Source organism: Pseudomonas sp. PvP027, from assembly GCF_017833005.1.
In the GTDB taxonomy this organism is placed as follows: Bacteria; Pseudomonadota; Gammaproteobacteria; order Pseudomonadales; family Pseudomonadaceae; genus Aquipseudomonas; species Aquipseudomonas congelans.
Genome location: NZ_JAFIBK010000001.1, coordinates 5,017,902 through 5,043,165 on the forward strand (window position 1 = coordinate 5,017,902; position 25,264 = coordinate 5,043,165).

The following is a 25,264-nucleotide window of genomic DNA, read 5'->3' on the forward strand; positions in this document are numbered from 1 at the left end:
AATCCGTTTAAACTGCGCCTTTGTGACGCAAATTGTCGCATTGCCGAAAACCTTGAAAAAACCCGGTTTTGCGCTGTAACAAGTTGTCGCCTGGCGGCAAGGCCGAACACAATTCAGTCCTTACAATCTTTCCATCGCTCGCCAGTTTCAGGCAGGCGTTCCTCATCAGGAGACTCCGATGTCCGTTGAGCATGCTGCGGTGCAACGCGCCGATTTCGACCAGGTAATGGTCCCCAATTACGCCCCGGCCGGGTTCATCCCCGTGCGCGGTGCGGGCTCCCGGGTCTGGGATCAGGCGGGACGCGAACTGGTGGATTTCTCGGGCGGTATCGCCGTCAACGTATTGGGCCACTGCCACCCGGCGCTGGTCGGTGCCTTGACCGAGCAGGCCAATAACCTCTGGCATGTGTCCAACGTGTTCACCAACGAGCCGACCCTGCGTCTGGCTAAAAAACTGGTGGATGCGACGTTCGCCGAGCGCGTGTTCTTCTGTAACTCCGGAGCCGAGGCCAACGAAGCCGCCTTCAAGCTGGCACGTCGTGTGGCGCATGACCAGTACGGTCCGGAAAAGTACGAAATCATCGCTGCGCTGAACAGCTTTCATGGCCGCACCCTGTTCACCGTCAGCGTGGGTGGGCAGCCGAAGTACTCCGATGGTTTCGGGCCGAAGATCACCGGCATCAGCCATGTGCCGTACAACGACCTCGACGCACTGAAGGCCGCGGTTACCGACAAGACCTGTGCCGTGGTGCTGGAACCGATCCAGGGCGAGGGCGGCGTGCTGCCGGGTCAACTGGAATACCTGCAAGGTGCGCGCAAGCTGTGTGACGAGCACAACGCCCTGCTGGTGTTCGATGAAGTGCAGAGCGGCATGGGCCGTAGCGGTCATCTGTTTGCCTACATGCACTACGGCGTGACCCCGGACATCCTTTCCAGCGCCAAGAGCATCGGCGGCGGTTTCCCGCTGGCGGCCATGCTCACCACTGAAAAGCTCGCCAAGCACTTCGCGGTCGGCGTCCACGGCACCACCTATGGCGGCAACCCGCTGGCCTGTGCGGTCGGTGAAGCGGTAATCGATGTCGTCAATACGCCCGAAGTGCTGGCGGGCGTGCAGCGCAAACATCAACAGTTCAAGACCCGCCTGGAAAGCATCGGCCAGCAATACGGCGTGTTCACTGAAGTGCGCGGCTTGGGCCTGCTGATCGGTTGCGTGTTGTCCGATACCTGGAAAGGCAAGGCCAAGGAAATCTTCAATGCGGCCGAGGCTCAGGACCTGATGATTTTGCAGGCCGGCCCCGACGTGATTCGTTTCGCGCCAAGCCTGGTGATTGACGACGCAGACATCGAAGAGGGCCTGAACCGCTTCGAGCGCGCCATCGTCAAACTGACATCCTGATTCGATTAAAGCCTTGCGGTGTTCGCCTGATGGCGGACGCCGCACCTGTTTCCTGCGCCATGCAGCCTGACGCCGCGTGGTGCTTTTACTAGCGCCGGTCGTAAAGGCTGGTCGATCTACAAGGAGTGGCACCATGCTGGTAATGCGCCCTGCGCAAATGGCTGACCTGGCCGAGGTTCAACGCCTCGCTGCCGACAGCCCTATCGGTGTCACGTCCTTGCCCGACGATGCTGGCCGCCTGACCGACAAGATCGGCTCGTCGGAGGCGTCCTTTGCTGCCGAGGTCAGCTTCAACGGTGAAGAAACCTACTTCTTCGTGCTCGAAGACAGCGAAAGCGGCAAGCTGGTGGGCTGTTCGGGGATCGTGGCCTCGGCGGGCTACTCCGAGCCGTTCTACAGTTTTCGCAACGAAACCTTCGTGCATGCTTCCCGCGAACTGAAGATCCATAACAAGATTCACGTGCTGTCCCAGTGTCATGACCTGACCGGCAACAGCCTGTTGACCAGTTTTTACGTGGTCCCGGAGCTGGTCGGCACGGCCTGGTCGGAGCTCAATTCGCGCGGCCGCCTGCTGTTTGTCGCCAGCCACCCCGAGCGCTTTGCCGATTCGGTGGTGACCGAGATCGTCGGTTACAGCGATGAGCAGGGCGACTCACCGTTCTGGGATGCCATCGGGCGCAACTTCTTCGATATCAATTACGCCGCTGCCGAGCGCCTGTGCGGGCTGAAAAGCCGGACCTTCCTCGCCGAGCTGATGCCGCATTACCCGATCTACGTGCCACTGCTGCCGGACGCTGCGCAGGAAGCCATGGGGCAGGTGCATCCGCGCGCGCAGATCACCTTCGACATCCTGATGCGCGAAGGCTTTGAAACCGATCACTACATCGACATTTTCGACGGTGGACCGACGCTGCATGCGCGGGTGTCCGGGATTCGTTCGATTGCCCAGAGCCGTCTGGTTCCGGTCAAGGTCGAGCCCGGGCAAAGCAGCGATGTCGGCAAGGGCGGGCGTCTGTATCTGATCGCCAATGGCCTGTTGCAGGACTACCGCGCGGTGCTCCTGGAACTGGACTGGGCGCCCGGCAGGCCGGTGGTGCTGAGCCTCCAGGCTGCCGATGCCCTGGGTGTTGGTGAAGGTGCCAGTGTGCGGATCGTCGCGGTCTGAACCGGACGTTCGATAGCCGATTAGCGAGTTTCAAGGCTCTCGATGAGCCGCTGAGGAGATAACATGATCGTTCGTCCTGTACGCAGCAGCGACCTGCCCGCGTTGATCGAGCTGGCGCGCAGCACCGGCGCCGGTCTGACGACCCTTCCCGCCAATGAGCAGCGTCTGGCGCACCGGGTAGGCTGGGCTGAAAAGACCTTTCGCGGAGAAGCCGAGCGCGGCGATGCCGATTACCTGTTCGTGCTGGAAGATGATGACGGCCGGGTGGTGGGCATTTCCGCCATCGCCGGAGCGGTCGGTCTGCGCGAGCCCTGGTACAACTACCGGGTCGGTCTGACCGTCAGTGCTTCGCAGGAGCTGAACATCTACCGGGAAATTCCGACCCTGTTCCTGGCCAACGACCTGACCGGCAATTCCGAGCTGTGCTCGTTGTTCCTGCACAGCGATTCGCGCACTGGCCTCAACGGCCGCCTGCTGTCCAAGGCGCGCATGCTGTTCATCGCTGAATTCCCCACGCTGTTCGGCAACAAGATCATTGCCGAAATGCGCGGCATGTCCGATGAGCAGGGCCGTTCGCCGTTCTGGGAAAGCCTGGGGCGGCATTTCTTCAAGATGGAATTCAGCCAGGCCGATTACCTGACCGGCGTGGGCAACAAGGCATTCATCGCCGAACTGATGCCCAAGTTTCCGTTGTACAGCTGCTTTCTTTCCGAAGACGCACGCAGCGTGATCGGTCGGGTGCATGCCGACACCGAACCTGCGCTGACCATGCTCAAGAGCGAGGGCTTCTCGTATCAGGGTTATGTCGACATCTTCGATGCCGGCCCGGCCATCGAGTGCGAGACCGGCAAGATTCGCGCAATCAAGGACAGCCAGGCGCTGGTGCTGGCCATCGGCACGCCAGGTGACGATGCTCCACAGTTCCTGATCTACAACCGCAAGCGTGAAGACTGCCGCGTGACGGTAGGCGCTGCACGTTTTGCCGCCGGCACGCTGGTCGTCGCTCCGCAAACCGCCAAGCGTCTGCGCATGAGTGCTGGCGACAACGTGCGTGCGGTGCCTTTGTCTGCGGCACGGGAGGGCGCTTGATGAACAGCCTTTACATCGCAGGTGCCTGGCAGGACGGGCAGGGTGAGGTGGTCAATTCGCTGAACCCGGTGACCCAGCAGGTATTGTGGTCCGGGCGTGGGGCGAGTGTCGCGCAGGTCGAACAGGCGGTGCAGGCGGCGCGTCAGGCATTTCCCGCCTGGGCGCTGATGCCCCTGGATCAGCGCATCGCGGTACTGGAGGCTTTCGCTGCACGTCTCAAGCATCACGCCGACGCGCTGGCGCACTGCATCGGTGAAGAGACCGGCAAACCGTTGTGGGAATCGGCGACCGAAGTGACCAGCATGGTCAACAAGATTGCCATCTCGGTGCAGAGCTATCGCGAACGAACCGGCGAAAAGAGCGGGCCACTGGGCGATGCCACTGCGGTATTGCGCCACAAGCCGCATGGCGTGGTCGCCGTATTCGGCCCGTACAACTTTCCGGGACATTTGCCCAACGGCCATATCGTCCCGGCCTTGCTGGCGGGCAACGTGGTGCTGTTCAAACCCAGTGAAATGACACCGAAAGTCGCTGAGCTGACCGTCAAGTGCTGGATAGAAGCCGGGCTGCCTGCCGGGGTCCTGAACCTGCTGCAGGGCGGTCGCGAAACCGGTACCGCGCTGGCAGCCAATCCGGGTATCGACGGCCTGTTCTTCACCGGGTCGAGCCGGACCGGCAATGCGCTGCACCAGCAGTTCGCCGGCCGACCGGACAAGATCCTTGCGCTGGAAATGGGCGGTAACAACCCATTGATCGTCGATCAGGTTCAGGACATCGATGCAGCGGTGTACACCATCATTCAGTCCGCCTTCATTTCCGCAGGCCAGCGCTGCACCTGTGCGCGTCGCCTGCTGGTGCCCGAAGGCGACTGGGGTGATGCCTTGCTGGCGCGACTGGTTGGCGTCAGCGCAACTATCCAGGCCGGGGCGTTCGATCAACAGCCTGCGCCGTTCATGGGTTCGGTGATTTCGCTGGAGGCTGCACGTGCCTTGCTCGACGCGCAGCGCAATCTGCTCGCCAACGGCGCGCTGACCCTGCTGGAAATGCGCCAGCCGCAGCCCGGTTCGGCGTTGCTGACACCGGGCATTATCGACGTCAGCGCGGTGCCCGACCGTCCCGACGAAGAGCTGTTCGGCCCGCTGCTGCAGGTCATCCGTTACGCTGGTTTTGACGCCGCCATCGCCGAAGCCAACGCCACCCGTTACGGTTTGGCGGCAGGCCTGCTCTCGGACTCCGAAGCGCGTTATCAGCAGTTCTGGCTGTACAGCCGTGCCGGTATCGTCAACTGGAACAAGCAGCTGACCGGAGCCGCCAGCAGCGCACCCTTCGGCGGGGTAGGCGCCTCGGGCAACCACCGCGCCAGCGCCTATTACGCGGCCGATTACTGCGCCTATCCGGTGGCTTCGCTGGAGGCGGGCAGCCTGACGCTGCCTGCGACACTGCCCCCCGGTATCAGGCTGAGCTGACAGTGCGCACGATTGCTTATAAAAACAGATCCACGGAGCCTTGCCGATGAAGTCCTGTGAAGTGAATTTTGACGGTCTGGTCGGGCCAACCCACAACTACGGCGGGTTGTCCTACGGTAACGTTGCCTCGCAAAGTAACAGCCAGCAATGCGCGAACCCGCGTGAGGCGGCGCTGCAAGGCCTGGCGAAAATGAAAGCGCTGATGGACCTGGGTTTTACCCAGGGCGTGCTGGCACCGCAGGAACGTCCTGATGTGTCCGGCCTGCGCCGCCTGGGCTTCACCGGCAGCGACGAGCAGGTGATTGAAAAAGCGGCCCGTCAGGACATGCCGCTGCTGGTTGCCAGCTGCTCGGCGTCCAGCATGTGGGTGGCCAACGCCGCCACAGTCAGCCCCAGTGCCGACACTGCCGATGGGCGCGTGCATTTCACGGCGGCCAATCTCAACTGCAAATACCACCGCAGCATCGAGCACCCGACCACCACGCGCGTGCTCGGCGCCATGTTCGCCGATGCAACGCATTTCGCTCATCACCCTGCGTTACCGGCTGTCGCGCAGTTTGGCGACGAAGGTGCTGCCAATCACACTCGTTTCTGTCGTGATTACGGCGAGGCCGGTGTGGAGTTTTTCGTGTTTGGCCGCAGTGCGTTCGACACGCGCTATCCGGCACCGCAGAAGTATCCGGCCCGTCAGACCCTGGAGGCGTCGCGCGCGGTTGCGCGGTTGCACGGTCTGAGCGAGGACGGCGTGGTTTATAGTCAGCAGAACCCGGCGGTCATTGATCAGGGTGTGTTCCATAACGATGTGATTGCGGTCGGCAACGGTGAGGTGCTGTTCTATCACCAGGACGCGTTCCTCCATACCGAACCGATGCTCGACGAGCTGCGCGATAAACTCAGTCGTGTCGGCGGGCAGTTGCGGGCTATTTGCGTACCGCGTGCCGAGGTCTCGGTTCAGGATGCAGTGCGCTCCTATCTGTTCAATAGCCAGCTGTTGTCGCGTCCCGATGGCTCGATGCTGCTGATCGTGCCACAGGAATGCCAGGCGAACGCGAATGTCTGGGCTTATCTGCAACGACTGATCGCCGATGACGGCCCGGTTGCCGAGGTAAAGGTGTTCGACCTCAAACAAAGCATGCAGAACGGCGGCGGTCCGGCCTGCCTGCGTTTGCGTGTGGCGCTCAACGAGACCGAGCTGGCTGCGGTGAACCCGGGGGTGATCATGACGGCGCCGTTGTACGAAACGTTGACGCAGTGGGTCGACAGGCACTACCGCGATCGCATGAGTGAAAGCGATCTGGCCGACCCCCGATTGCTCAACGAATGCCGCACGGCATTGGATGAACTGACGCAAATCCTTAAACTGGGCGCGGTTTATCCGTTTCAACTGAATTGAAGCATCCTGCGCGTCGGGCAACTGTCCGGCGCACTATCCACTTTATAGAGAGCATTCCTATATGAGCGACGCCCTGCAACTGATCCTTGAAGACACTGATGGCACCCAGCTGGAAACTTCCTGCACCCGCGTTGCCGTTATCTGGCAGGGCAAGGAATTGTGGATTCAGCAGGATGGCCGTGGCCAGTTGCTGATCGGCGTCGACGTCGAAGAAGACGACGCCGAATACGCCAACCTGCTGCTGCGCCCGCTGGCGACCAACCTGGTCAGCCTGCAATTGGAAATGGAGCCGGCCGACATGGGTGTCGAGGAAGACGGTCACGTTCACGGTCCTGACTGCAACCACTAAGGAAGCGCGCCATGCTCGCCCTCGGCAAACTGCTTGAACTGACCCTGGCTGGACGCGAGCCGGCGGAAAAGACTCAACTGACCGTCGAAGGCGTGCGCATGCGCTGGATGGGCGAGGGCGCACTGGAAGTCCGCCCGCCAGAGGCTCGTGACAATGGCACTGACCTGCTGCTGTCTGCCGGTATTCATGGCAACGAGACTGCCCCCATCGAGCTGCTGGATGAACTGATCCGCAGCATCGCGCGCGGCGACCTGAAACCGCGCGCACGTATTCTGTTCCTGTTCGGCAATCCCGACGCCATGCGACGCGGGACGCGTTTTGTCGAGCAGGATGTCAATCGGCTGTTCAACGGCCGTCATCTGCAAAGTGGCGGCGTCGAGGCCTTGCGGGCCTGCGAGCTGGAACGACTGGCCGCCAGCTTTTTCAGCCTGCCGGAGCGTTACCGGCTGCACTACGATCTGCACACCGCCATTCGAGGCTCGACGATCGAGCAGTTCGCACTGTATCCGTGGAAGGACGGACGTCAGCATTCGCGGCTCGAACTGGCCCGTCTGCGGGCTGCGGGCATGCGTGCGGTGTTGTTGCAGAACAAGCCGTCCATTGTGTTCAGCGCCTATACCTACGATCAATTGGGGGCCGAGGCATTTACCCTGGAACTGGGCAAGGCACGCCCGTTCGGGCAGAACCAGCAGGTCAATCTTGGACCGCTGCGCTTGTGTCTTGAGCAGCTCATCGAAGGTACCGAGCCCGAGCTGGATGACGATCTTGAAGGGTTGCAACTGTTCAGCGTGGCGCGGGAAGTCATCAAGCGCACCGATGCGTTCACGTTCAACCTGGCCGATGAGGTCGAGAACTTCTCCCCGCTGGAGAAAGGCTACGTGCTGGCCGAAGATGCGGGTGGTTCACGCTGGGTAGTGGAAGAAGAGGGTGCGAGGATCATCTTCCCCAACCCCAAGGTCAAAAACGGCCTGCGGGCGGGGATTCTGATCGTACCGACTGATGCAGATAGCCTAGGCTGATCGCTCGGCACTCTCAAGACCGGACGCAGAGCGTCCAGAACGGCATTCCCACGCTGGAGCGTGAGGAACGATAGGTGTCCGGGAGAACACCTACCGATGCTGCGTCTCAGCAGGCCGCTTTCTGTTGTGCATCCAGACGGCGTAGGCTGCGTACCTTGTTCAGGGTATCAGCGCAGGTTTTGGCTGCTTCTTCGCCCTTATGCACGAAGTGATCGAAGAAGAACTTCTGATGCTCTTCGCCTGCATGGAAGTGATGCGGTGTCAGGACCACGGAGAACACCGGTACTTCGGTTTCCAGCTGGACCTGCATCAGCGCGCTGACCACTGACTGCGCAACGAATTCGTGACGATAGATGCCTCCGTCCACTACCAGTGCGGCGCCGACGATGCCAGCGTAGCGGCCGGTATTGGCCAGCAGTTTTGCATGCAGCGGGATTTCAAAGGCGCCGCCCACTTCAAAGATGTCGATATCGCTTTCGGCATAGCCCTGATTGGCCATCTCGGCGATAAAGCCTTTACGGCTCTGGTCGACGATATCCTTGTGCCAGCAGGCCTGGATGAACGCGACACGCTCGTTTGCGTGGCTTTTGCTTTTGCTGTCGATTGCAGTTGGTTGCACGTGTTCTGACTCCTGTTTATGGAAAAAACAGGGCATTTGGATCGAAAGGGATTCAAGTCGCGTAGGAAAGCCTCCTGAACGATGTCGTTCATGGATAGGTTTTGCAGACGTTCTTGTTGACGCCAATCCCGCTCTCTCTTCATCCGGACTATGACCGTCGGCCCCGGAATCACACCGGGTCTGCTGACCTTGCAGATCGCGGCCAACGCCACGACCCCCAAGCGCTCGCGGGCTAGACGCATTGCACGCCATTACCGCCGGTGGGGAGTTGCACCCCGCCCTGAGAACGTTGCCGTCACTTTACGTGTCCGGCGCGAGATTTTTATCATAGTTCGCTGGATCATGCATGGACACTTTCGTACGGTGTACCTGCCTTTTTCTTATAAGGGGTCGGAGTATCGAGAGCAGCAGCGCTTGATTATCATGTACCGCGGCCTCAGTAATGCCTTGTTGCAAGCCAAAGGTTGCATGCATTATCGGTCTTCAACTTCAGGGAGCTTTTTCGTGACTGTCATCGATCTGCGCAGCGACACAGTGACTCTGCCTACGGCCGGCATGCTTGATGCCATGGCACGTGCGCCTGTTGGCGATGACGTCTACGGCGAGGACCCTACGGTCAATCTGCTCGAAGCGACGCTCGCCGAACGCCTCGGGTTCGATGCCGCGCTGTTCGTGCCGTCGGGCACCATGAGCAATCTGCTGGCACTGATGGCGCACTGTGAGCGTGGCGATGAGTACATCGTCGGTCAGCAGGCCCACACCTATAAGTACGAAGGTGGCGGTGCGGCAGTGCTGGGCTCGATTCAGCCGCAGCCGCTGGAATTACAGGCCGACGGCTCTCTGGACCTGCAGCAGGTGCTCGACACCATCAAGCCCGATGACTTTCACTTCGCCCGCACGCGCCTGCTTGCCCTGGAAAACACCATGCAGGGCAAGGTGCTGCCGCTGGACTACCTGGCCGCCGCGCGTACCCTGACCCTGGAAAAAGGGCTCGCACTCCATCTGGACGGCGCACGGCTGTACAACGCCTCGGTCAGGCTGGGTGTCGATGTCCGCGAGATCACCCGGCACTTCGATTCGGTTTCGGTCTGCCTCTCCAAGGGGCTGGGCGCGCCGATCGGCTCGGTGCTGTGCGGTTCGCAGCCGTTGATCGCCAAGGCCCGCCGCTTGCGCAAGATGCTCGGCGGTGGCATGCGTCAGGCTGGAGGGCTGGCGGCGGCAGGGCTCTACGCGCTGGATCATCAGGTCGAGCGGTTGGCGGACGACCATGCCAACGCGACGTTTCTGGCTGAAGGCCTGAGCGAGCTCGGCTACGCTGTCGAGCCGGTGCAGACCAATATGGTCTATGTGCAGATCGGCGAGCGCGCGGCATCGCTCAAAGCGTTCTGCGCCGAGCGTGGCATCGTACTCACGGCCTCGTCGCGGCTGCGCATGGTGACCCACCTGAACGTGTCGCGCGCTCAGGTCGAACAGGTCATCGCCGCATTCGCAGCCTTTGAACACCCATGACATGCCGATAATCCAGTTACTTGTTTCTATCGCACAAACACACTGTACCGAGGGCGCAACGCCTATATAATGCGGCCCTTTGCCGTCGCTACGTCATTTGACGTTTTGCACTTGCCTCTGGCCGCAGTCTCCGTGGAAGAACCTATGAAAAGCGCAGAAATCCGTGAAGCCTTCCTTGGCTTCTTCGAAGAGCAAGGCCACACCCGTGTCGCTTCAAGCTCCTTGATTCCGGGCAATGACCCAACCCTGCTGTTCACCAACGCAGGCATGAACCAGTTCAAGGATTGCTTCCTGGGCCAGGAAAAGCGCGCTTACACCCGCGCCGTTACCAGTCAGAAATGCGTGCGTGCCGGTGGCAAGCACAATGACCTGGAAAACGTCGGCTATACCGCTCGTCACCACACTTTTTTTGAAATGCTGGGCAACTTCAGCTTCGGTGACTATTTCAAGCGTGATGCCATTACCTACGCCTGGACCTTCCTGACCTCCGAAAAGTGGCTCAACCTGCCCAAGGAAAAGCTCTGGGTCACGGTGTACGCGACTGACGACGAAGCCTACGACATCTGGACCAAAGAGATCGGCGTGCCAGCCGAGCGCATGGTCCGTATTGGCGACAACAAAGGCGCACCGTACGCCTCCGATAACTTCTGGACCATGGGCGATACCGGCCCGTGCGGTCCCTGCAGCGAGATTTTCTTCGATCACGGCCCGGAAATCTGGGGCGGCCCGCCAGGCTCGCCGGAAGAAGACGGCGACCGTTACATCGAAATCTGGAACAACGTATTCATGCAGTTCAATCGCACTGCAGATGGCGTGCTGCACCCGCTGCCAGCGCCGTCGGTCGATACCGGCATGGGCCTGGAGCGCGTCAGTGCGGTTCTGCAGCACGTGCATTCCAACTATGAAATCGACCTGTTCCAGAGCCTGCTGGCTGCATCGGCCAAGGCCATCGGTTGCAGCAATGACAACCAGGCTTCGCTGAAAGTCGTGGCTGACCACATCCGCTCGTGCGGCTTCCTGATCGCCGACGGCGTGCTGCCGTCCAACGAAGGGCGTGGTTATGTGCTGCGCCGCATCATTCGTCGCGCCTGCCGTCACGGCAACAAGCTGGGTGCCAAGGGCAGCTTCTTCTATCAGATCGTTGCCGCGCTGGTTGCCGAAATGGGGTCTGCATTCCCTGAGCTGGTGCAACAGCAGTCGCACATCGAACGCGTGCTGAAAGGCGAAGAAGAGCAGTTCGCCAAGACCCTCGAGCAAGGTCTGAAAATTCTCGAACAGGATCTGGCCGACCTCAAAGGCACCGTGGTTCCGGGCGAAGTGGTGTTCAAGCTGTATGACACCTACGGTTTCCCGATGGACCTGACCGGCGACATCGCTCGCGAGCGCAACCTGACCCTGGACGAAGCCGGCTTCGAGCGTGAAATGGACGCCCAGCGCGTGCGCGCCCGTTCGGCCAGCTCGTTCGGCATGGATTACAACAGCCTGGTCAAGGTCGATGTGGCCACGCAGTTCACGGGTTACTCTGCGACCACTGGCAGCGCCAGCGTCGTGGCCCTCTATAAGGAAGGCCAGTCGGTCTCGCATCTGAACGAAGGCGAAGAGGGCGTGGTGATTCTCGACATCACCCCGTTTTACGCCGAATCGGGCGGTCAGATCGGTGACAGCGGTTTCCTGCAGGCCGGTGATGCGCGCTTTGACGTCAGTGATACCACCAAGACCGGCGGTGCCTTCCTGCACCATGGTGTCGTTGCTTCCGGCAGTCTCAGCGTGGGCACGCAGGTTGAAACGCAGGTCTCCGATGAGGTTCGCAATGCGACTGCATTGAATCACTCGGCCACCCACTTGCTGCATGCCGCATTGCGTCAGGTGCTGGGTGAGCACGTGCAACAGAAAGGCTCGCTGGTCGACAGTCAGCGTTTGCGCTTCGACTTCAGTCACTTCGAAGCGATCAAGGCCGAGCAACTGCGCGCGCTGGAAGATATCGTCAACGCCGAGATTCGCAAGAACACCGAGGTGATGACCGAAGAGACCGATATCGACACAGCGAAGAAGAAGGGCGCCATGGCGCTGTTCGGCGAGAAGTACGGTGATAGTGTTCGCGTACTGAGCATGGGTGGCGAGTTCTCGGTCGAGCTGTGCGGTGGTATCCACGCCAGGCGTACCGGTGACATTTCGCTGTTCAAGATCGTCAGTGAAGGCGGGGTCGCTGCAGGCGTACGCCGTATCGAGGCGGTCACCGGCGCTGCGGCCCTGGCCTGGCTGAATTCGGCCGAAGATCAACTCAAGGAAGCCGCGACGCTGGTCAAAGGCAATCGCGACAACCTGCTGGACAAGCTGACGGCGGTGATTGAACGCAACCGTCTGCTGGAAAAACAACTGGAACAACTGCAAGCCAAGGCAGCCAGTGCCGCCGGTGACGACCTGTCGTCAGCGGCGCTGGATGTCAAAGGGGTCAAGGTTCTGGCCACGCGCCTGGATGGTCAGGATGGCAAGGCGCTGTTGGCGCTTGTCGATCAGTTGAAGAACAAGCTCGGCCGCGCAGTGATCCTGCTCGGCAGTGTTCATGAGGACAAGGTTGTCTTGGTCGCAGGCGTGACCAAGGACCTGACTGGCCAACTCAAAGCCGGTGATTTGATGAAGCAGGCAGCTGCCGCCGTAGGTGGTAAAGGTGGTGGCCGTCCTGATATGGCTCAAGGCGGTGGTGTCGATGCAGGTGCGCTGGATTCAGCGCTGGCACTGGCCGTTCCTTTTGTAGAGCAGGGTATCTGAGTCGGGTCAGCGGGCCTGCCGCACACCGGCAGGCCGTACTGGGCTCGAATGTTAATGGGTGCTCTTAACGGGATTTGAGGCGGCTTTGAGATGGCTTTAATCGTACAGAAATTTGGCGGCACCTCCGTGGGCTCTGTAGAGCGCATCGAGCAGGTGGCCGACAAGGTCAAGAAATTCCGTGAGGCGGGTGATGACCTGGTGGTCGTGCTGTCGGCCATGAGCGGTGAAACCAATCGTCTGATCGAGCTGGCCAGGCAGATCAGTGATCAGCCGGTTCCCCGTGAGCTGGATGTCATTGTCTCCACGGGCGAGCAGGTGACCATCGCGCTGCTGGCGATGGCCTTGATGAAGCGTGGCGTTCCTGCGGTGTCCTACACCGGCAATCAGGTGCGTATTCTCACCGACAGCGCGCACAACAAGGCGCGCATCCTGCAGATCGACGACCAGAAGATCCGCTCCGACCTGAAAGCCGGTCGCGTGGTGGTAGTCGCCGGTTTCCAGGGTGTCGATGAACACGGCAACATCACCACTCTCGGGCGTGGTGGCTCGGACACTACCGGTGTTGCGTTGGCCGCGGCGCTGAAAGCGGACGAGTGCCAGATCTACACCGACGTCGATGGCGTATATACCACCGATCCGCGCGTCGTGTCGCAGGCCCAGCGCCTCGACAAGATCACCTTTGAAGAGATGCTGGAAATGGCCAGCCTCGGTTCCAAGGTGCTGCAGATCCGTGCGGTCGAGTTCGCCGGCAAATACAATGTCCCGCTGCGCGTTCTGCACAGCTTCAAAGAGGGGCCGGGCACCCTTATTACAATCGATGAAGAGGAATCCATGGAACAGCCGATCATTTCCGGCATCGCCTTCAATCGCGATGAAGCCAAGCTGACCATCCGTGGTGTGCCAGACACCCCCGGTGTAGCGTTCAAGATTCTTGGCCCGATCAGCGCGGCCAATATCGAAGTGGACATGATCGTGCAGAACGTCTCGCACGATAACACCACCGATTTCACCTTCACGATCCATCGCAACGACTATCAGGCGGCCTTGCAGGTGCTTGAGGCCACTGCGCGTGAAATCAGTGCACGTGAAGTCTCCGGCGACACCAAGATCGCCAAGGTATCCATCGTCGGCGTCGGCATGCGCTCGCATGCAGGCGTTGCCAGTCGCATGTTCGAAGCGCTGGCCAAGGAGAGCATCAATATCCAGATGATCTCCACGTCGGAAATCAAGGTTTCCGTGGTCATCGAAGAGAAATACCTGGAGTTGGCTGTGCGCGCATTGCACACGGCCTTTGAGCTGGATGCTCCGCGGCAGGGTGAATGACCCTGTCATCGAAGGACGCGGCATGACCGCGTCTTTCGGGTGCTGCGCAGAAGGGCTTTTGTTTTCTTTGCGTTAGTCGATATACAGGTAGTGGTTATGGCGTTTTGCTACTGTCACTGCCTATAGGTTTGCAGACTGTTGTCCCTGAATAAAGGCGTAAGGAGAAAAGTATGCTGATTCTGACTCGTCGGTGCGCGGAAAGCCTGATCATTGGGGATGGTGAAATCACCGTCACCGTGCTCGGAGTGAAGGGTAATCAGGTGCGTATTGGTGTCAATGCGCCCAAGGAAGTCGCTGTCCATCGTGAAGAGATTTACCTGCGTATCAAGAAAGAGAAGGACGAAGAACCAAGCCATTAATTTTTATTGAATTTTTGGTTTGCAAACGGGGAAAAGGGTGGTTATTATACGCCCCGTGTTGCGGAGAGCTGGCCGAGTGGCCGAAGGCGCTCCCCTGCTAAGGGAGTACACCTCAAAAGGGTGTCGGGGGTTCGAATCCCCCGTTCTCCGCCATTATTTATGTAGTGCGTAAGATTGGGCTTGATCTGTAAGTTGTTGAATTTACTAGAAAAAGTGCTTGACTAAACAATCTTACGACCTATAATGCGCGGCACCAACACATGCACTCGTAGCTCAGCTGGATAGAGTACTCGGCTACGAACCGAGCGGTCACAGGTTCGAATCCTGTCGAGTGCACCATTTAAAGTTGTTTGAAGCGTTGTAAGCAATTACAGGGTTTCCGATAACTGGCTCCAACCAGAGGTGATCTGGTCTAAAAACACCAATGCACTCGTAGCTCAGCTGGATAGAGTACTCGGCTACGAACCGAGCGGTCACAGGTTCGAATCCTGTCGAGTGCACCATACAAACGAAAAGCCCACATCGAAAGATGTGGGCTTTTTGCTTTCTAGCGTTTTCCTTTAACGCATCCGTGCTCGTCAAATGTCACCTGATTACTGCGACCTTTTTTCTGGTTGTACACGTAGTGCAATTCTCCGTTGCGATTGGTGACTTTGTCGGGGCGCCCCAGCAGGCTTTCGACATCGCGCCGCGTCATGCCGGGAGGGGTGCGCTGGTTGATGATTGCAGCCCTGCGCTGTTCGGCGCTCAAACGGTTGCCGCAGCCATCATCTCGCGCGCCGACCACGACTACTGTCTGAGCTGCCGGTTTTCGAGGCGCGGGGGCCGGAGTGTTGCCGGGCAGCAGCAAATCGATGCGGGTGCCTGGTGGCGCATTGAAGGCCCTTTGCAGGCTTGTACTGTGCCCATCCGGACATCCCAGGGTGGTAAAAGTAATATTTCCGGATGCATCCTCGCAGCGATGAATGCTGCTGGCGGTTGCCGTTGCAGAAAGGCAGAGCAGGGCGCTCCACAGCAGATGATTGGCAGGTCGCATGCTCAAGGTCCTCCGTGACGGGTGTCAGCAAAGGCTAACTGCCGTCTTTGGATGGGGCGAGCGTGTTTTGTTGGCTGAATGTGACGTCGAACCCTGGCTGGCTTACGGAGTTGTGCAGGTTTGCACTGCAAACGGTTGTTCTGGGCTGAATTTTCTCGCGTGCGCTTCGCTCAAAGCGGTGTATCATTGCGCCCGTCAGCTCCGCCGGGGCTTGTGGAACACCTCCATGGACATACCCAGTCGTTACTCAATAATGTTTTTCAACAATCATGAATTAACTGATTGATCTCCCGGCGTGCCCCGCTGCTGGGAGTGGAGTTCGCCTATGACCGAAAGAGAAGTAAAAAAAACGCAGGAAAGCTTGCAGGACCGCCTGGCTCAGGTTGTCGATCTGCTGCAGCGCCAGCGTATTGTTGAAGACCTGACCCATCGTCAGGAAGGTCAGCATCAGGACCGTGTAGAAAACCTGGTTCACCGGCAGAATCTCGTCGAGTTGCAACGCAAGCTCGAAGACCTTCACTCTGCCGACGTCGCCTATATCCTCGAAGCCTTGCCCCTGGAAGACCGTCTGACCGTCTGGCAGCTGGTCAAGGCCGATCGCGACGGCGACATTCTTCTTGAAGTATCCGATTCCGTTCGTGAAACCCTGATCGCCGACATGGACGATCATGAGTTGCTCGCGGCGGCACGGGACATGGACGCCGACGAACTGGCCGACCTTGCTCCCGAGTTGCCCCGCGACGTCGTTCATGAGCTCATGGAAACACTGGATTCACAGCAGCGTGAGCGTGTGCGGTCAGCCCTGTCCTATGACGAGGATCAGGTCGGCGCGCTGATGGACTTCGAGATGGTGACGATCCGTGAGGATGTCAGCCTTGAAGTTGTACTGCGCTACCTGCGCAGGCTCAAAGAGCTGCCTGGCCACACCGACAAACTGTTCGTGGTCGATTCCGAGGGCGTGCTCAAGGGCGTGCTGCCGATCAAGCGTCTGCTGGTCAATGATCCGGAGAAGCAGGTTGGCGAAGTCATGGCCAACGATCCGGTCAGCTTTCACCCGGAAGACGATGCCTACGATGCGGCACAGGCGTTCGAGCGTTACGACCTTATCTCCACGCCGGTCGTGGACAAGAACGGCAAGCTGATCGGTCGTCTGACCATCGATGAAATGGTCGACCTGATCCGTGAGGAAAGCGAAAGCGAAGTCCTCAACATGGCGGGTCTGCGCGAAGAAGAAGACATCTTCGCATCGGTATGGCGTTCGCTGCGCAACCGCTGGGCCTGGCTGGCAGTCAATCTGGTAACCGCGTTTCTGGCTTCGCGTGTGATCGGCCTGTTCGAAGGCTCCATCGAGAAGCTGGTGGCGCTCGCTGCGCTGATGCCTATCGTGGCCGGGATCGGTGGCAACTCCGGTAATCAGACCATCACCATGATCGTCCGCGCGATGGCGCTGGACCAGGTCAATACCGGTAATACGGCGCGATTGTTGCGCAAGGAGCTGGCTGTCGGCCTGATCAACGGGCTGCTCTGGGGGGGTGTGATCGGCGTGGTCGCTTACATGCTGTATGGCAGCTGGTCGCTGGGTGTAGTCATGACCGCCGCCATGACGCTCAACCTGCTGCTGGCAGCGCTGATGGGCGTTTCCATTCCCATGGCGCTTGCCCGTTTGGGGCGAGATCCCGCGATGGGGGCGAGCGTCATGATTACGGCAATGACCGACAGCGGCGGTTTCTTCATCTTCCTTGGACTGGCAACGATCTTTCTGCTCTAAGTCTTGCGACTCTTACAGTCCTTTGAAATAAAAAAACCGCCGTGATCAGGCGGTTTTTTTATGCTTCGGCCAAGTCTTCATGTCGCTGAGTACTGCAATAAGCCGACGACTAATAAAGAAAAAGACTACAAAAAGGCTATAACGAAAAAGGCCAGCTTTCGCTGGCCTTTGTCTGTTACGTCAAGTCTCAGGACTCTTCGGAAGCGAGTTCCGTGTCATGAGCAATCAGCGAAACAAGGGCGTTCTGTTGACGATGTGAAAGCTGACGAAAGCGCTGCAGCAGCTCGCGTTCGTGCAAGGACAGCTCAGGACTATCGAGGCGCAGGCTTGGTTCATCACCAAGAGCACCTTCCTGAATCAGGCTTTGTTCGAGACGAGCGATGATTTCCGAGTTCATGCTGCGGTGATGATTCTTGGCTACCTCTTGCACGCGATTACGCATGCCGTCTGGTAGGCGAACGACGAACTTGTCAGCCGTGCGGCTGGAATAAGTAGCCTGTTTCATAGGGCTCATATATTTAACCGGTTAGTTCAGGGGAAGCGGTTCTAGCAAGTGGCCGCAAGATTGTCACAGTCAGACAGTCTTTTTGGCCAAATGTTCAACCGGGGTTCCAAGGGGCCGACATCATGCCGTATTGCGTCGAATCCTTGGCGTCAATTCTGTGACAAATATTGACTCAGGTAGCGGCGTATTGCCAGCACCAATTATCAGAAATGCGAGCGAATTTGCAAAGTCATCGCATTTGTCCCCGGATAAAAGGGCACGCCACCGAGCTTTTTTGCTGTCATGGCCATTTGACTCTGAGTATGCGTCTAAATTCAGCGTGAGCGAGGTTAGCCGACAAAGGGTTGGCTGCGGTGCAGGAGGGTTGTTCTGGAGCAGGGGGGATTTCGGATGCGAGGTGGTCAGGCGACCGGACACATTGCTGCAAGTAGCTTCGCTGTCAGCGAAGCACCGGATCGAATTTGAAGCGACGACCGACGAACAGCGCAACCACGAAGAGACTGGCGAATACACCGGCAGCGATATTTGCAGCGATACTCGTAGCTTGCGCGTTAACGGGAAGCAACAGGTCGGCGACGACGGCCATGATCGCCAGGACCAGAAATGACAACGCGGATTTTGACATGGCTACTCTCTCTTGAAAGGGTCGTTACAGGCGTTATCAGAAAACCCAGCGCTGTTCGGCGCGTGGAAACTGAAGTGACTCATCATCGTCATTGGCCAGCATCGCTGCGCTTGCAACGCGTTCAGTCATGATTGCCAGCTTTGGCGCCTGACTGATCTGGTGATGGACAGGAGCAGGCGTGATGGCCTGAGCGTCCTTGATACCAGAATCCTGGAAATGAAATGCCACCAGAGCCACCAGAGCTGCCGCATTCAACGCTGAGAGAGTCTTGTTCATTTTCCAGTACCTGTGCCCGACCGTTTGGGATGAGATGTGTTCCACAGATATAGATAATGCAGTCTGCATGCCAATCAGAAATTGATATAAATTCTTTATAAATCAATGTCTTAGTAAATTAAAAAAAGTGCTCTACAGTGCGTTTTGCAATGATGGCTTTTTGGGGTGTTGCAAATTGCATGATCGGTTTATCAGGCCATGTTTCCAGGCGACATCGGCTACAGGGTTGTAGGGCAATGACGACATGACAAAAGCGCCACATGCCGCTAAGATGCACGCCGTCCTCGCTGGCACCGATCGGTGTGTCGGCATGCAGTGTCTCAGTAGCTCAATTGGATAGAGCATCCCCCTCCTAAGGGGAAGGTTGCAGGTTCGAACCCCGCCTGGGACACCATATAAATAAAGCTCTTCAAGCCATTATCCTGATAGCTCGCCTTCTCCGTGACGGCAGGGTGACGCAGCTCTATGCCACCAATCTCGACACTACTACGTCCAACCCGCTTCCGAAGCCGGTGAGAAAAGCTGTTTAGGTAAGCACGAATCACAAATACTAAATCGCAACCAATAAAGGGCATCCGTAATGGATGCCCTTTTCCATAAGTCTGAAATAGCCTGCAGACACAGTCTGGTTGTTACCTTTCAGTGGTGCGGATATACAGAGGTCGTCCGCTTCTGGATATCAGCATTTCTGCAACCTGGAAGGTTTTAGCAATGTGCTGTCGTTGTCTTGGTGGCTCAGTCAATAGAGCAAAAGCTGTCACGAGCCCACCCGCCGCACCGATAGTGGGGGCCAGCGATGCATACGAGTTGGGGCAGGGCACTTGCCCAGGTTTTCGAATACCTTGAAAAAGCTTTCGTAGAAACAGGACGAGCAAAACCCCGACAGCCGAAAGCTGTCGCGGTTGTTCTGCGTTTTAGCGGTTTGCGTCGGCCAGGCCAGTCTCAATGAAGCGAACGGAACTCTCCATTGCCTGCTGACCTTCTGGCAGCATGGTGGCGTAGAAGTGCCAGGCGTGGAACATCGCAGGCCATACTTCCAGGTTGACGCGAACACGGTTATCAGCCAAGTGAGTTGCAAGACGCATCGCGTCACTCAACATCAACTCGTTTTCGCCGATTTGTACCAAGATGGGGGGAAGACCGGTGACGTCCGCGAACACCGGAGATGCCAGCGGATGATTGGCCAGCGTGTCGCCCAGGAATGCTCTGGCGAGGATGTCCAATACAGGCTTGGAGTTCAGAGGATCCAGACCTTCACGGTTACTCATGGAAGCACCGGTGTGTTCAAGGTTCGCCCATGGCGAGATGGAGGAGCCAACCGCAGGCAATGGCAGCCCTTTCGATTTAGCCGCGACCATGACGCTGACAACCATCGCGCCGCCAGCCGATTCGCCGCAGAACGCAATTCTGTTAGCCGGGACTTTCTGCTCAAGCAGCCACTCGTAAGTGCGCAGTGTGTCATCAATAGAGGCTGGGAACTTGTGCTCAGGGGCAAGGCGGTAGTCCGGCATGTACACACGAGCACCGAGCATTTTCGCGTAGTTGCCGCCGATGCCGTGGTAGCCGTCTGGACGACCTACGATGTAGGCGCCTCCGTGGATGTACATCACAACCGCGTCGGTTTTGATCTCGTTCGGAGTGACCAGTGTGCCGGGTACGCCACCCATGTCGACTGCTTCGAATTTAACGCCAGTTGGCGCTGGATTTTGCGCGAGCATTTTTGCGTAAGAGTCGCGGATGTCGCTCATGTTTGTAGTGGTATCGATTCCCGTAAGAACAGGTACCAGATCGCTAAGGCTGTTGGCCCAGGTTTGGACGGCTGCTTGGACTTTAGTGTTCATAATGACCTCAATTGATCGTTCGGAGTTGGTTAGCTAATTGAGATACTATGCTTAGTATTGGGGAATAGGGTTCCCTATAACAGGTGCTAAGCCGCCCGAACGTTGAGACCACTGATGCCGTATGGAACTCCATAACCTGAATGACATTGCAGCATTCGTAAGCTCGGTAAACGCAGGAAGCTTCACTGCGGCGGCCAAGCAGCTGGGGTTGACTCGCTCGGCGGTGGGGAAATCGATAGTGAGACTGGAGGCTCGATTGCAGGTACGTCTGCTCAATCGCACAACTCGCAGTTTGAGCATGACTGACGAAGGCCAGATTCTTTATGAGCGCTGCGTGGGCGTTCTTCAGGATCTGGACGATGTAGAGGACGCGCTGGCATTTCGTCGTTCGACACCCAGTGGACGATTGCGGATAAGCTTGCCGGTTGCGTTGGGCAGACTTCATGTTCTTCAGCACATTGAGTGCTGCCTGAACGATTGGCCCTCTTTGAGCGTGGATATCACTTTTTCCGACAGGCTGGTCGACCTGATCGATGAGGGGTTTGACTTGGCCATGCGCATCGGGCCTCCCAAGGAAGATTCTCGGTTGCTCACGCGTACGGTGGCCTATCAACAAATGATTACCTGCGCTTCACCCAAGTATCTGGCTGAGCATGACGAGCCCAAAACGCCTGAGGATTTATCCGAGCACCAGTGTCTGCATTTTGTGAGCGGTGGGAGATTGCTTCCTTGGAATTTTCGCGTGAACGGTAGCTCTGTGCCCGTTACTCATGGTGGAAGGTTACAGATGGACAGTGCTGAGTCATTGCACCAGTCAGCTATCGCTGGCCTGGGTATCGCGACTCTTCCTTCCTACGTGGTGAACGACGATTTGAGGAGCGGCAAGCTCGTGCAATTGCTCGTTGGGTATGCAGAGGCGGCAGAGCCTATTCGGGTGATCTACCCTAGCAAGCGCCACCTCTCTCCAAAAATTCGACTCTTCATCGATAAGCTTGTGGAGGCTTGGTCACCTCGCCCGCCATGGGAACAGCAGCCAGTAAAAGGCACTACATCTAGGGCGAAAAATCCCAACGGCATGAAATTTTCGTGACAGCAGAGTGGCAGTAAGGGCAACTGAAAAAGCCCCAATCAGGCCGAGCCTGACGGGTGCTTTTTGTATTGCCTGTGAAAGAATAAGGCAGGCCCCAGAACCTCCCACCCCTGCGCTCCACTCCCGCCCTAAGGCGTCACCGAATCTTCCGTCGCCTCCTTCCCAGCCCCCTCATTGATCAACACCATGCTCTGCGGTGCAGACAGCGCTACACCCAATTCCCTCAGACGCCCCAGAACGGTAAACAACAGATCACTCCGTGCGCCACCCACCGAGCGTGGGCTGTTCACGTAGCCGCTGGCGCTGATGATCAAACCGGTATTGGTCAGGTCTTTGAAGGTGACTGAAGGCGCTGGCGCATCGAGTATCGCTTCGTGTTCGGTGAAGGCCTGCAACAGCAGTTCGCGTATTTGCAGCACGTCAGTTTCCAGGGGCAGGGTGAGGGTGATTCCGACCACTCCCAGCGCATTGCCCATGGTCACGTTACGCACGTTCTGCGTGATGAACTGCGAGTTCGGCACGATCACTGTCGAGCGGTCGCCCATCTGGATTTCGGTCGCGCGGACGTTGATCCGGCGAATATCGCCTTCGACCCCCGCCAGGCTTACCCAGTCGCCGACTTTGACCGGACGCTCGGTGAGCAGAATCAGGCCGGAGATGAAGTTCTGCACAATGGCTTGCAGGCCGAAACCTATCCCCACCGACAGCGCACTGACCACCCAGGTCAGGTTGGTGAGGCTGATGTTGAGCGTGGACATCACCACAGCCACCACCAGCACAAAGCCGATGTAACCGATCAGGGTCACCAGCGAGGCCTGCATGCCCGCGTCCATGTTGGTTTCGGGCAGCAGGCGTTCTCCAAACCACTCCTTGAGGACACGCACACTCAGCAGGCCGACAACCAGGCAGACCAATGCCACCAGAATGTCGCTGGGTACGATGTTCAGGTTGCCCATGGATTTGGACGTGACATCCAGCTGAGTAAAGCTGGCGAGCAGATCGCCCGGGCTCGACCCTGAAGGCAGGAAGGCCAGCAGTACAGCGGTGAGCAGCAGTAAGGTGCGGCCTATGCCGGCCAGTACGGTACTTGCCTGCGCCTGATGGCGAGTGGACAAGCCCAGCGCTGAGCCCAGCGCCAGGCCGCCAGGTTGCTTGGGCGACAGGAGGGTTTCGCAGATGTCACCGAAGCAGGCGATCAGCAGGTATGCAGTGGACGCCACCACGCTCACCCAGAGCAGTTTCACTGCCAGAAAGTACGCCAGCGTCAGATAGCCGCTCAACAACGCCAGCAAACTCAGGCCGACCCACACCGCAACGATAAACGGAATCAGACCGGCGAAGCCCGCCGGGCGCTCCAGCTCAAAGCGGCGGCGGGTACGGCGGTAGCGCAAAAGGGCGTAGAAGAACACCAGCGAAACCGCCAGTGCCGTCAGGCCATTGACCGCAACCGTCAGTGCCAGGCTGCTGGCAATCACACTGTTGATTCGCTCCTGCGTACCGATGACCATCAATGCCAGCGCCAGTGCTGGCGGGAAGCGGCCCAGTGCGGTGGCGATCTGGTCAGGAATTTGCGGCAGGCGCCACGAGGCATGTGCCAGCATCAACAGCGCGCGGCCCAGACCGACGATGAAGGCGCAGAAGGTAATCAGCGTCTGCACCTGATCGAGCAGATTGACCACGTCATTGCTGAGCACCGCGTTGTGAACGATTCCCCACCGCAGCAAGGACGTGGCGATGGTGATGGTGAGAATGGTCGACAGCCCGACCGCAAGGGCCAAGGCACTGCGGCGCAGGCGGCCTTCGGGCAGCCAGCGAATCATCGCCCAGATCAGCAGGCGCTCCAGCAGGCGCCGGACAACCACCCAGATGAACAACGCGCCCAGCACCACGCTGATGAATTGCACACGGTTGTCCGGTGCCATCGCGTTGTCGAGCACCTGACGCACGTCCACCAGAAGCCTGTTCAAACGTCCCAGGTCGTCATCGGTCGGGCGAATCAGTGTGGACCAGAATGCCGAGCTGAGCGGGCTAGCGGTGCGCGTGCTGATCTGTGAATCGAAGAGGCTGCGGCGCAGGTTGAATATTTGCGTAGCCAGATCCCGGGCTGACTGGCTTAGCTCATTGGTCTGCCGTTCATCACTGACCAGCGCGTTTTTCTGCGCGGTCAACGTCTTGCGCTGACTGGTCAGGCTTTGCGCTTCGTCCGGTTGCACCGGCCCGAGAATGTTGAGCTGATCATTCAGGTGTTCGATGTCGACAGCTTGCTGCGCAACCAGATTGTCGGCTTGTTTCTGAACTTGCAAAGCCGCCTGACGCAGGCTTGAAAGCAGGTCATCGTTGGCGCTGCCCGTCACTTTCTGACGGATCTGATCGAGCTGTTTGTTCAGATCATCCAGACTCGGCACATCCACGGCAGGCGCGGCACTGCTGGCACTATCAGCCTGGGGCGCGGGGGCATTCTGGGCCAGGGCCGGCAAGGTCACGCACAGCAAAAGCAAGGCGAGCAACCCGGTACGAAAACGGTTCAGCGAAGCGTGCTGCATTCTTTTTCCTTCTTTCTCTGCGCTATGCGGCCTGGCGAGGCCTGTGGTTCGAGCCTGGGTCTTGTGCGTTTTTGAGCGGCATTCACTGGCCGCCCGAGATCGGCGGACAGGATATCAAGGCGCTCACGTTTGAGCGCTGTCAATGCGGGCCAAACCGTGCATCAAGCCTGCATTCTCAGCAGAATTTTCTCTGGTTGCCAGGCTAACTGATAAGCCGAGCCAATACTGTTCACCTAACAAGTGTTAGGTAGGTGTTGACTCGATGCAAAGGTGCCGCTACGGTACGGATACCTAACGATAGTTAGGTAGGTTTTTTACCCTACCGCACAGGCCCGACCATGACCTCTAAATTGCGACTTTTCACCTCTCCTTCGGCTTTTCCGAATCCTCAACGCCTGCGTTTGTTCATCCATGAAAAAGGCATCGCCGATCTGTTCGATGAAACCATTTATGACATGGCGCCCGGCGGAGAGCAGCGTGGCTGGCGGCACCTGAATATGAACCCGTGGGGTGAAACGCCGACCCTCGAACTGGCAGACGGTAGCTTTATTTCCGAGACGGCAGCTATTGCTCGCTATCTGGATCAGTCTTATCCGGGCCGCAAGATCATGGGCGAGGGCGCTCTGGAGCAGGGCCTCGATAACATGTGGGATAACCGCATCTGGGTGCATATCCTCTATCGGATCGTTACGGCGTTTCACGTGCTGCACACCGGCCTCGGTTTCAAGCTTGAACTGACCAGGAACGAAGCATGGGGCGAGCACTGTCGCAAGGAGGCGCTGAGCCATGCGGCATTGGTCAATCTTCATCTGTCCGATGGTCGCGAGTGGCTGCTGGGCGGCGATGCGCCAACGTTCGCGGACATCACGCTCGCAACTGCCATTGCCTTCTCCAAGTTCCCGGTCAACGCCACGCCACTGGATGAGCGTTTCGAGTTCCTGGACCTGTACTGGCAGCGCTGGCAGAAGCGTCCGGCTTTCCAGGCGGCCTATGCTGATCGCAGCAGCGGTATTCCTGAGCTGGACTCGCCGGCCGAGTGATTGGCCTGGTGTTCGCGCACCTTGTCGCCGGGAACGTCATGCAGGATGTTCCCGGCGATAGCCGTTGCAGGCCGGGATATACCA

The 25,264-nt window shown here is 58.5% G+C and carries 21 protein-coding genes, 4 tRNA genes and 1 riboswitch; of the genes, 18 read left to right on the forward strand and 7 right to left on the reverse strand.

What is annotated here, in order from left to right; translation table 11 throughout:
* Positions 1–178 precede the first annotated feature (178 nt).
* The 7 genes from JOE33_RS21850 to astE all read left to right on the forward strand — a co-directional run bounded on the left by JOE33_RS21850 (position 179) and on the right by astE (position 7,877).
* Positions 179–1,396, forward strand: a complete 1,218-nt coding sequence (locus JOE33_RS21850) for an aspartate aminotransferase family protein (protein WP_122590199.1) — start codon at positions 179–181, stop codon at positions 1,394–1,396.
* A gap of 133 nt (positions 1,397–1,529) precedes the next feature.
* Positions 1,530–2,561 (forward strand): arginine/ornithine succinyltransferase subunit alpha, encoded by a 1,032-nt coding sequence (gene aruF / locus JOE33_RS21855; protein WP_024639111.1) that lies wholly within the window; start codon positions 1,530–1,532, stop codon positions 2,559–2,561.
* Between the two features lie 63 nt (positions 2,562–2,624).
* A complete protein-coding gene (gene astA, locus JOE33_RS21860; protein WP_010437511.1) occupies positions 2,625–3,650 on the forward strand; it encodes an arginine N-succinyltransferase in 1,026 nt (341 codons plus the stop codon).
* Positions 3,647–5,116 (forward strand): succinylglutamate-semialdehyde dehydrogenase, encoded by a 1,470-nt coding sequence (astD, locus tag JOE33_RS21865; protein ID WP_162091535.1) that lies wholly within the window; start codon positions 3,647–3,649, stop codon positions 5,114–5,116. The genes astA and astD overlap by 4 nt, the downstream gene beginning before the upstream one ends.
* A 46-nt stretch (positions 5,117–5,162) precedes the next feature.
* A complete protein-coding gene (gene astB, locus JOE33_RS21870; protein ID WP_187625732.1) occupies positions 5,163–6,509 on the forward strand; it encodes an N-succinylarginine dihydrolase in 1,347 nt (448 codons plus the stop codon).
* 61 nt (positions 6,510–6,570) lie between these two features.
* Positions 6,571–6,858, forward strand: coding sequence for a hypothetical protein (locus JOE33_RS21875; protein WP_003314741.1), 288 nt, complete (start codon positions 6,571–6,573; stop codon positions 6,856–6,858).
* A gap of 11 nt (positions 6,859–6,869) precedes the next feature.
* Entirely contained in the window at positions 6,870–7,877 is a 1,008-nt protein-coding gene (gene astE, locus JOE33_RS21880; RefSeq protein ID WP_096140544.1) for a succinylglutamate desuccinylase, read from the forward strand.
* 106 nt (positions 7,878–7,983) lie between these two features.
* Here astE and JOE33_RS21885 read toward each other — a convergent pair whose 3' ends face one another.
* Positions 7,984–8,496 (reverse strand): 6,7-dimethyl-8-ribityllumazine synthase, encoded by a 513-nt coding sequence (locus JOE33_RS21885; protein ID WP_003369893.1) that lies wholly within the window; start codon positions 8,494–8,496, stop codon positions 7,984–7,986.
* A 126-nt stretch (positions 8,497–8,622) separates the two neighbouring features.
* A riboswitch (FMN riboswitch) is annotated at positions 8,623–8,788 on the reverse strand.
* A 212-nt stretch (positions 8,789–9,000) separates the two neighbouring features.
* Here JOE33_RS21885 and ltaE point away from each other — a divergent pair.
* From ltaE to JOE33_RS21920, 7 genes are all read left to right on the forward strand, one after another.
* The gene (ltaE, locus tag JOE33_RS21890; RefSeq protein ID WP_122529981.1) at positions 9,001–10,005 is read left to right on the forward strand and encodes a low-specificity L-threonine aldolase; all 1,005 of its coding nucleotides are present in this window, start codon (positions 9,001–9,003) and stop codon (positions 10,003–10,005) included.
* Positions 10,006–10,149: 144 nt separating this feature from the next.
* Positions 10,150–12,774, forward strand: a complete 2,625-nt coding sequence (alaS, locus tag JOE33_RS21895; RefSeq protein WP_187625731.1) for an alanine--tRNA ligase — start codon at positions 10,150–10,152, stop codon at positions 12,772–12,774.
* Between the two features lie 90 nt (positions 12,775–12,864).
* A complete protein-coding gene (locus JOE33_RS21900) occupies positions 12,865–14,097 on the forward strand; it encodes an aspartate kinase (protein ID WP_003369901.1) in 1,233 nt (410 codons plus the stop codon).
* 170 nt (positions 14,098–14,267) lie between these two features.
* Positions 14,268–14,456: a carbon storage regulator CsrA gene (gene csrA, locus JOE33_RS21905; protein WP_002554426.1), complete on the forward strand. Its 189-nt coding sequence runs from the start codon at positions 14,268–14,270 to the stop codon at positions 14,454–14,456.
* Positions 14,457–14,518: 62 nt separating this feature from the next.
* Positions 14,519–14,609 (forward strand) — tRNA-Ser (locus JOE33_RS21910).
* Positions 14,610–14,718: 109 nt separating this feature from the next.
* Positions 14,719–14,795 (forward strand) — tRNA-Arg (locus tag JOE33_RS21915).
* An 87-nt stretch (positions 14,796–14,882) separates the two neighbouring features.
* Positions 14,883–14,959: transfer RNA gene (locus JOE33_RS21920), tRNA-Arg, on the forward strand.
* A gap of 44 nt (positions 14,960–15,003) precedes the next feature.
* Here JOE33_RS21920 and bamE read toward each other — a convergent pair.
* Complete coding sequence (bamE, locus tag JOE33_RS21925) at positions 15,004–15,492, reverse strand: outer membrane protein assembly factor BamE (protein ID WP_054994338.1); 489 nt, start codon at positions 15,490–15,492, stop codon at positions 15,004–15,006.
* A 325-nt stretch (positions 15,493–15,817) separates the two neighbouring features.
* Here bamE and mgtE point away from each other — a divergent pair, with 325 nt between their 5' ends.
* A complete protein-coding gene (gene mgtE / locus JOE33_RS21930) occupies positions 15,818–17,260 on the forward strand; it encodes a magnesium transporter (protein ID WP_003424840.1) in 1,443 nt (480 codons plus the stop codon).
* Between the two features lie 187 nt (positions 17,261–17,447).
* Here mgtE and JOE33_RS21935 read toward each other — a convergent pair whose 3' ends face one another.
* The 3 genes from JOE33_RS21935 to JOE33_RS21945 form a co-directional block, all read right to left on the reverse strand.
* On the reverse strand, positions 17,448–17,774 hold the full coding sequence (locus tag JOE33_RS21935) for an Arc family DNA-binding protein (RefSeq protein ID WP_002554423.1): 327 nt from the start codon (positions 17,772–17,774) through the stop codon (positions 17,448–17,450).
* A 430-nt stretch (positions 17,775–18,204) separates the two neighbouring features.
* Complete coding sequence (locus JOE33_RS21940) at positions 18,205–18,390, reverse strand: PA3371 family protein (protein WP_010434883.1); 186 nt, start codon at positions 18,388–18,390, stop codon at positions 18,205–18,207.
* A gap of 36 nt (positions 18,391–18,426) precedes the next feature.
* Positions 18,427–18,666: a hypothetical protein gene (locus JOE33_RS21945; protein WP_010434882.1), complete on the reverse strand. Its 240-nt coding sequence runs from the start codon at positions 18,664–18,666 to the stop codon at positions 18,427–18,429.
* A 317-nt stretch (positions 18,667–18,983) separates the two neighbouring features.
* On the opposite strand from JOE33_RS21945, the gene JOE33_RS21950 reads away from it, so the two are divergent.
* Positions 18,984–19,060: transfer RNA gene (locus JOE33_RS21950), tRNA-Arg, on the forward strand.
* Between the two features lie 520 nt (positions 19,061–19,580).
* On the opposite strand, the gene JOE33_RS21955 is transcribed toward JOE33_RS21950, so the two are convergent.
* On the reverse strand, positions 19,581–20,507 hold the full coding sequence (locus JOE33_RS21955) for an alpha/beta hydrolase (protein WP_025991046.1): 927 nt from the start codon (positions 20,505–20,507) through the stop codon (positions 19,581–19,583).
* 121 nt (positions 20,508–20,628) lie between these two features.
* Here JOE33_RS21955 and JOE33_RS21960 point away from each other — a divergent pair, with 121 nt between their 5' ends.
* Positions 20,629–21,597, forward strand: coding sequence for a LysR family transcriptional regulator (locus tag JOE33_RS21960; protein WP_054994339.1), 969 nt, complete (start codon positions 20,629–20,631; stop codon positions 21,595–21,597).
* 128 nt (positions 21,598–21,725) lie between these two features.
* On the opposite strand, the gene JOE33_RS21965 is transcribed toward JOE33_RS21960, so the two are convergent.
* Entirely contained in the window at positions 21,726–24,140 is a 2,415-nt protein-coding gene (locus tag JOE33_RS21965) for a DUF3772 domain-containing protein (RefSeq protein ID WP_010434877.1), read from the reverse strand.
* 338 nt (positions 24,141–24,478) lie between these two features.
* On the opposite strand from JOE33_RS21965, the gene JOE33_RS21970 reads away from it, so the two are divergent.
* Positions 24,479–25,180: a glutathione S-transferase N-terminal domain-containing protein gene (locus JOE33_RS21970; protein WP_054994340.1), complete on the forward strand. Its 702-nt coding sequence runs from the start codon at positions 24,479–24,481 to the stop codon at positions 25,178–25,180.
* Positions 25,181–25,264 lie beyond the last annotated feature (84 nt).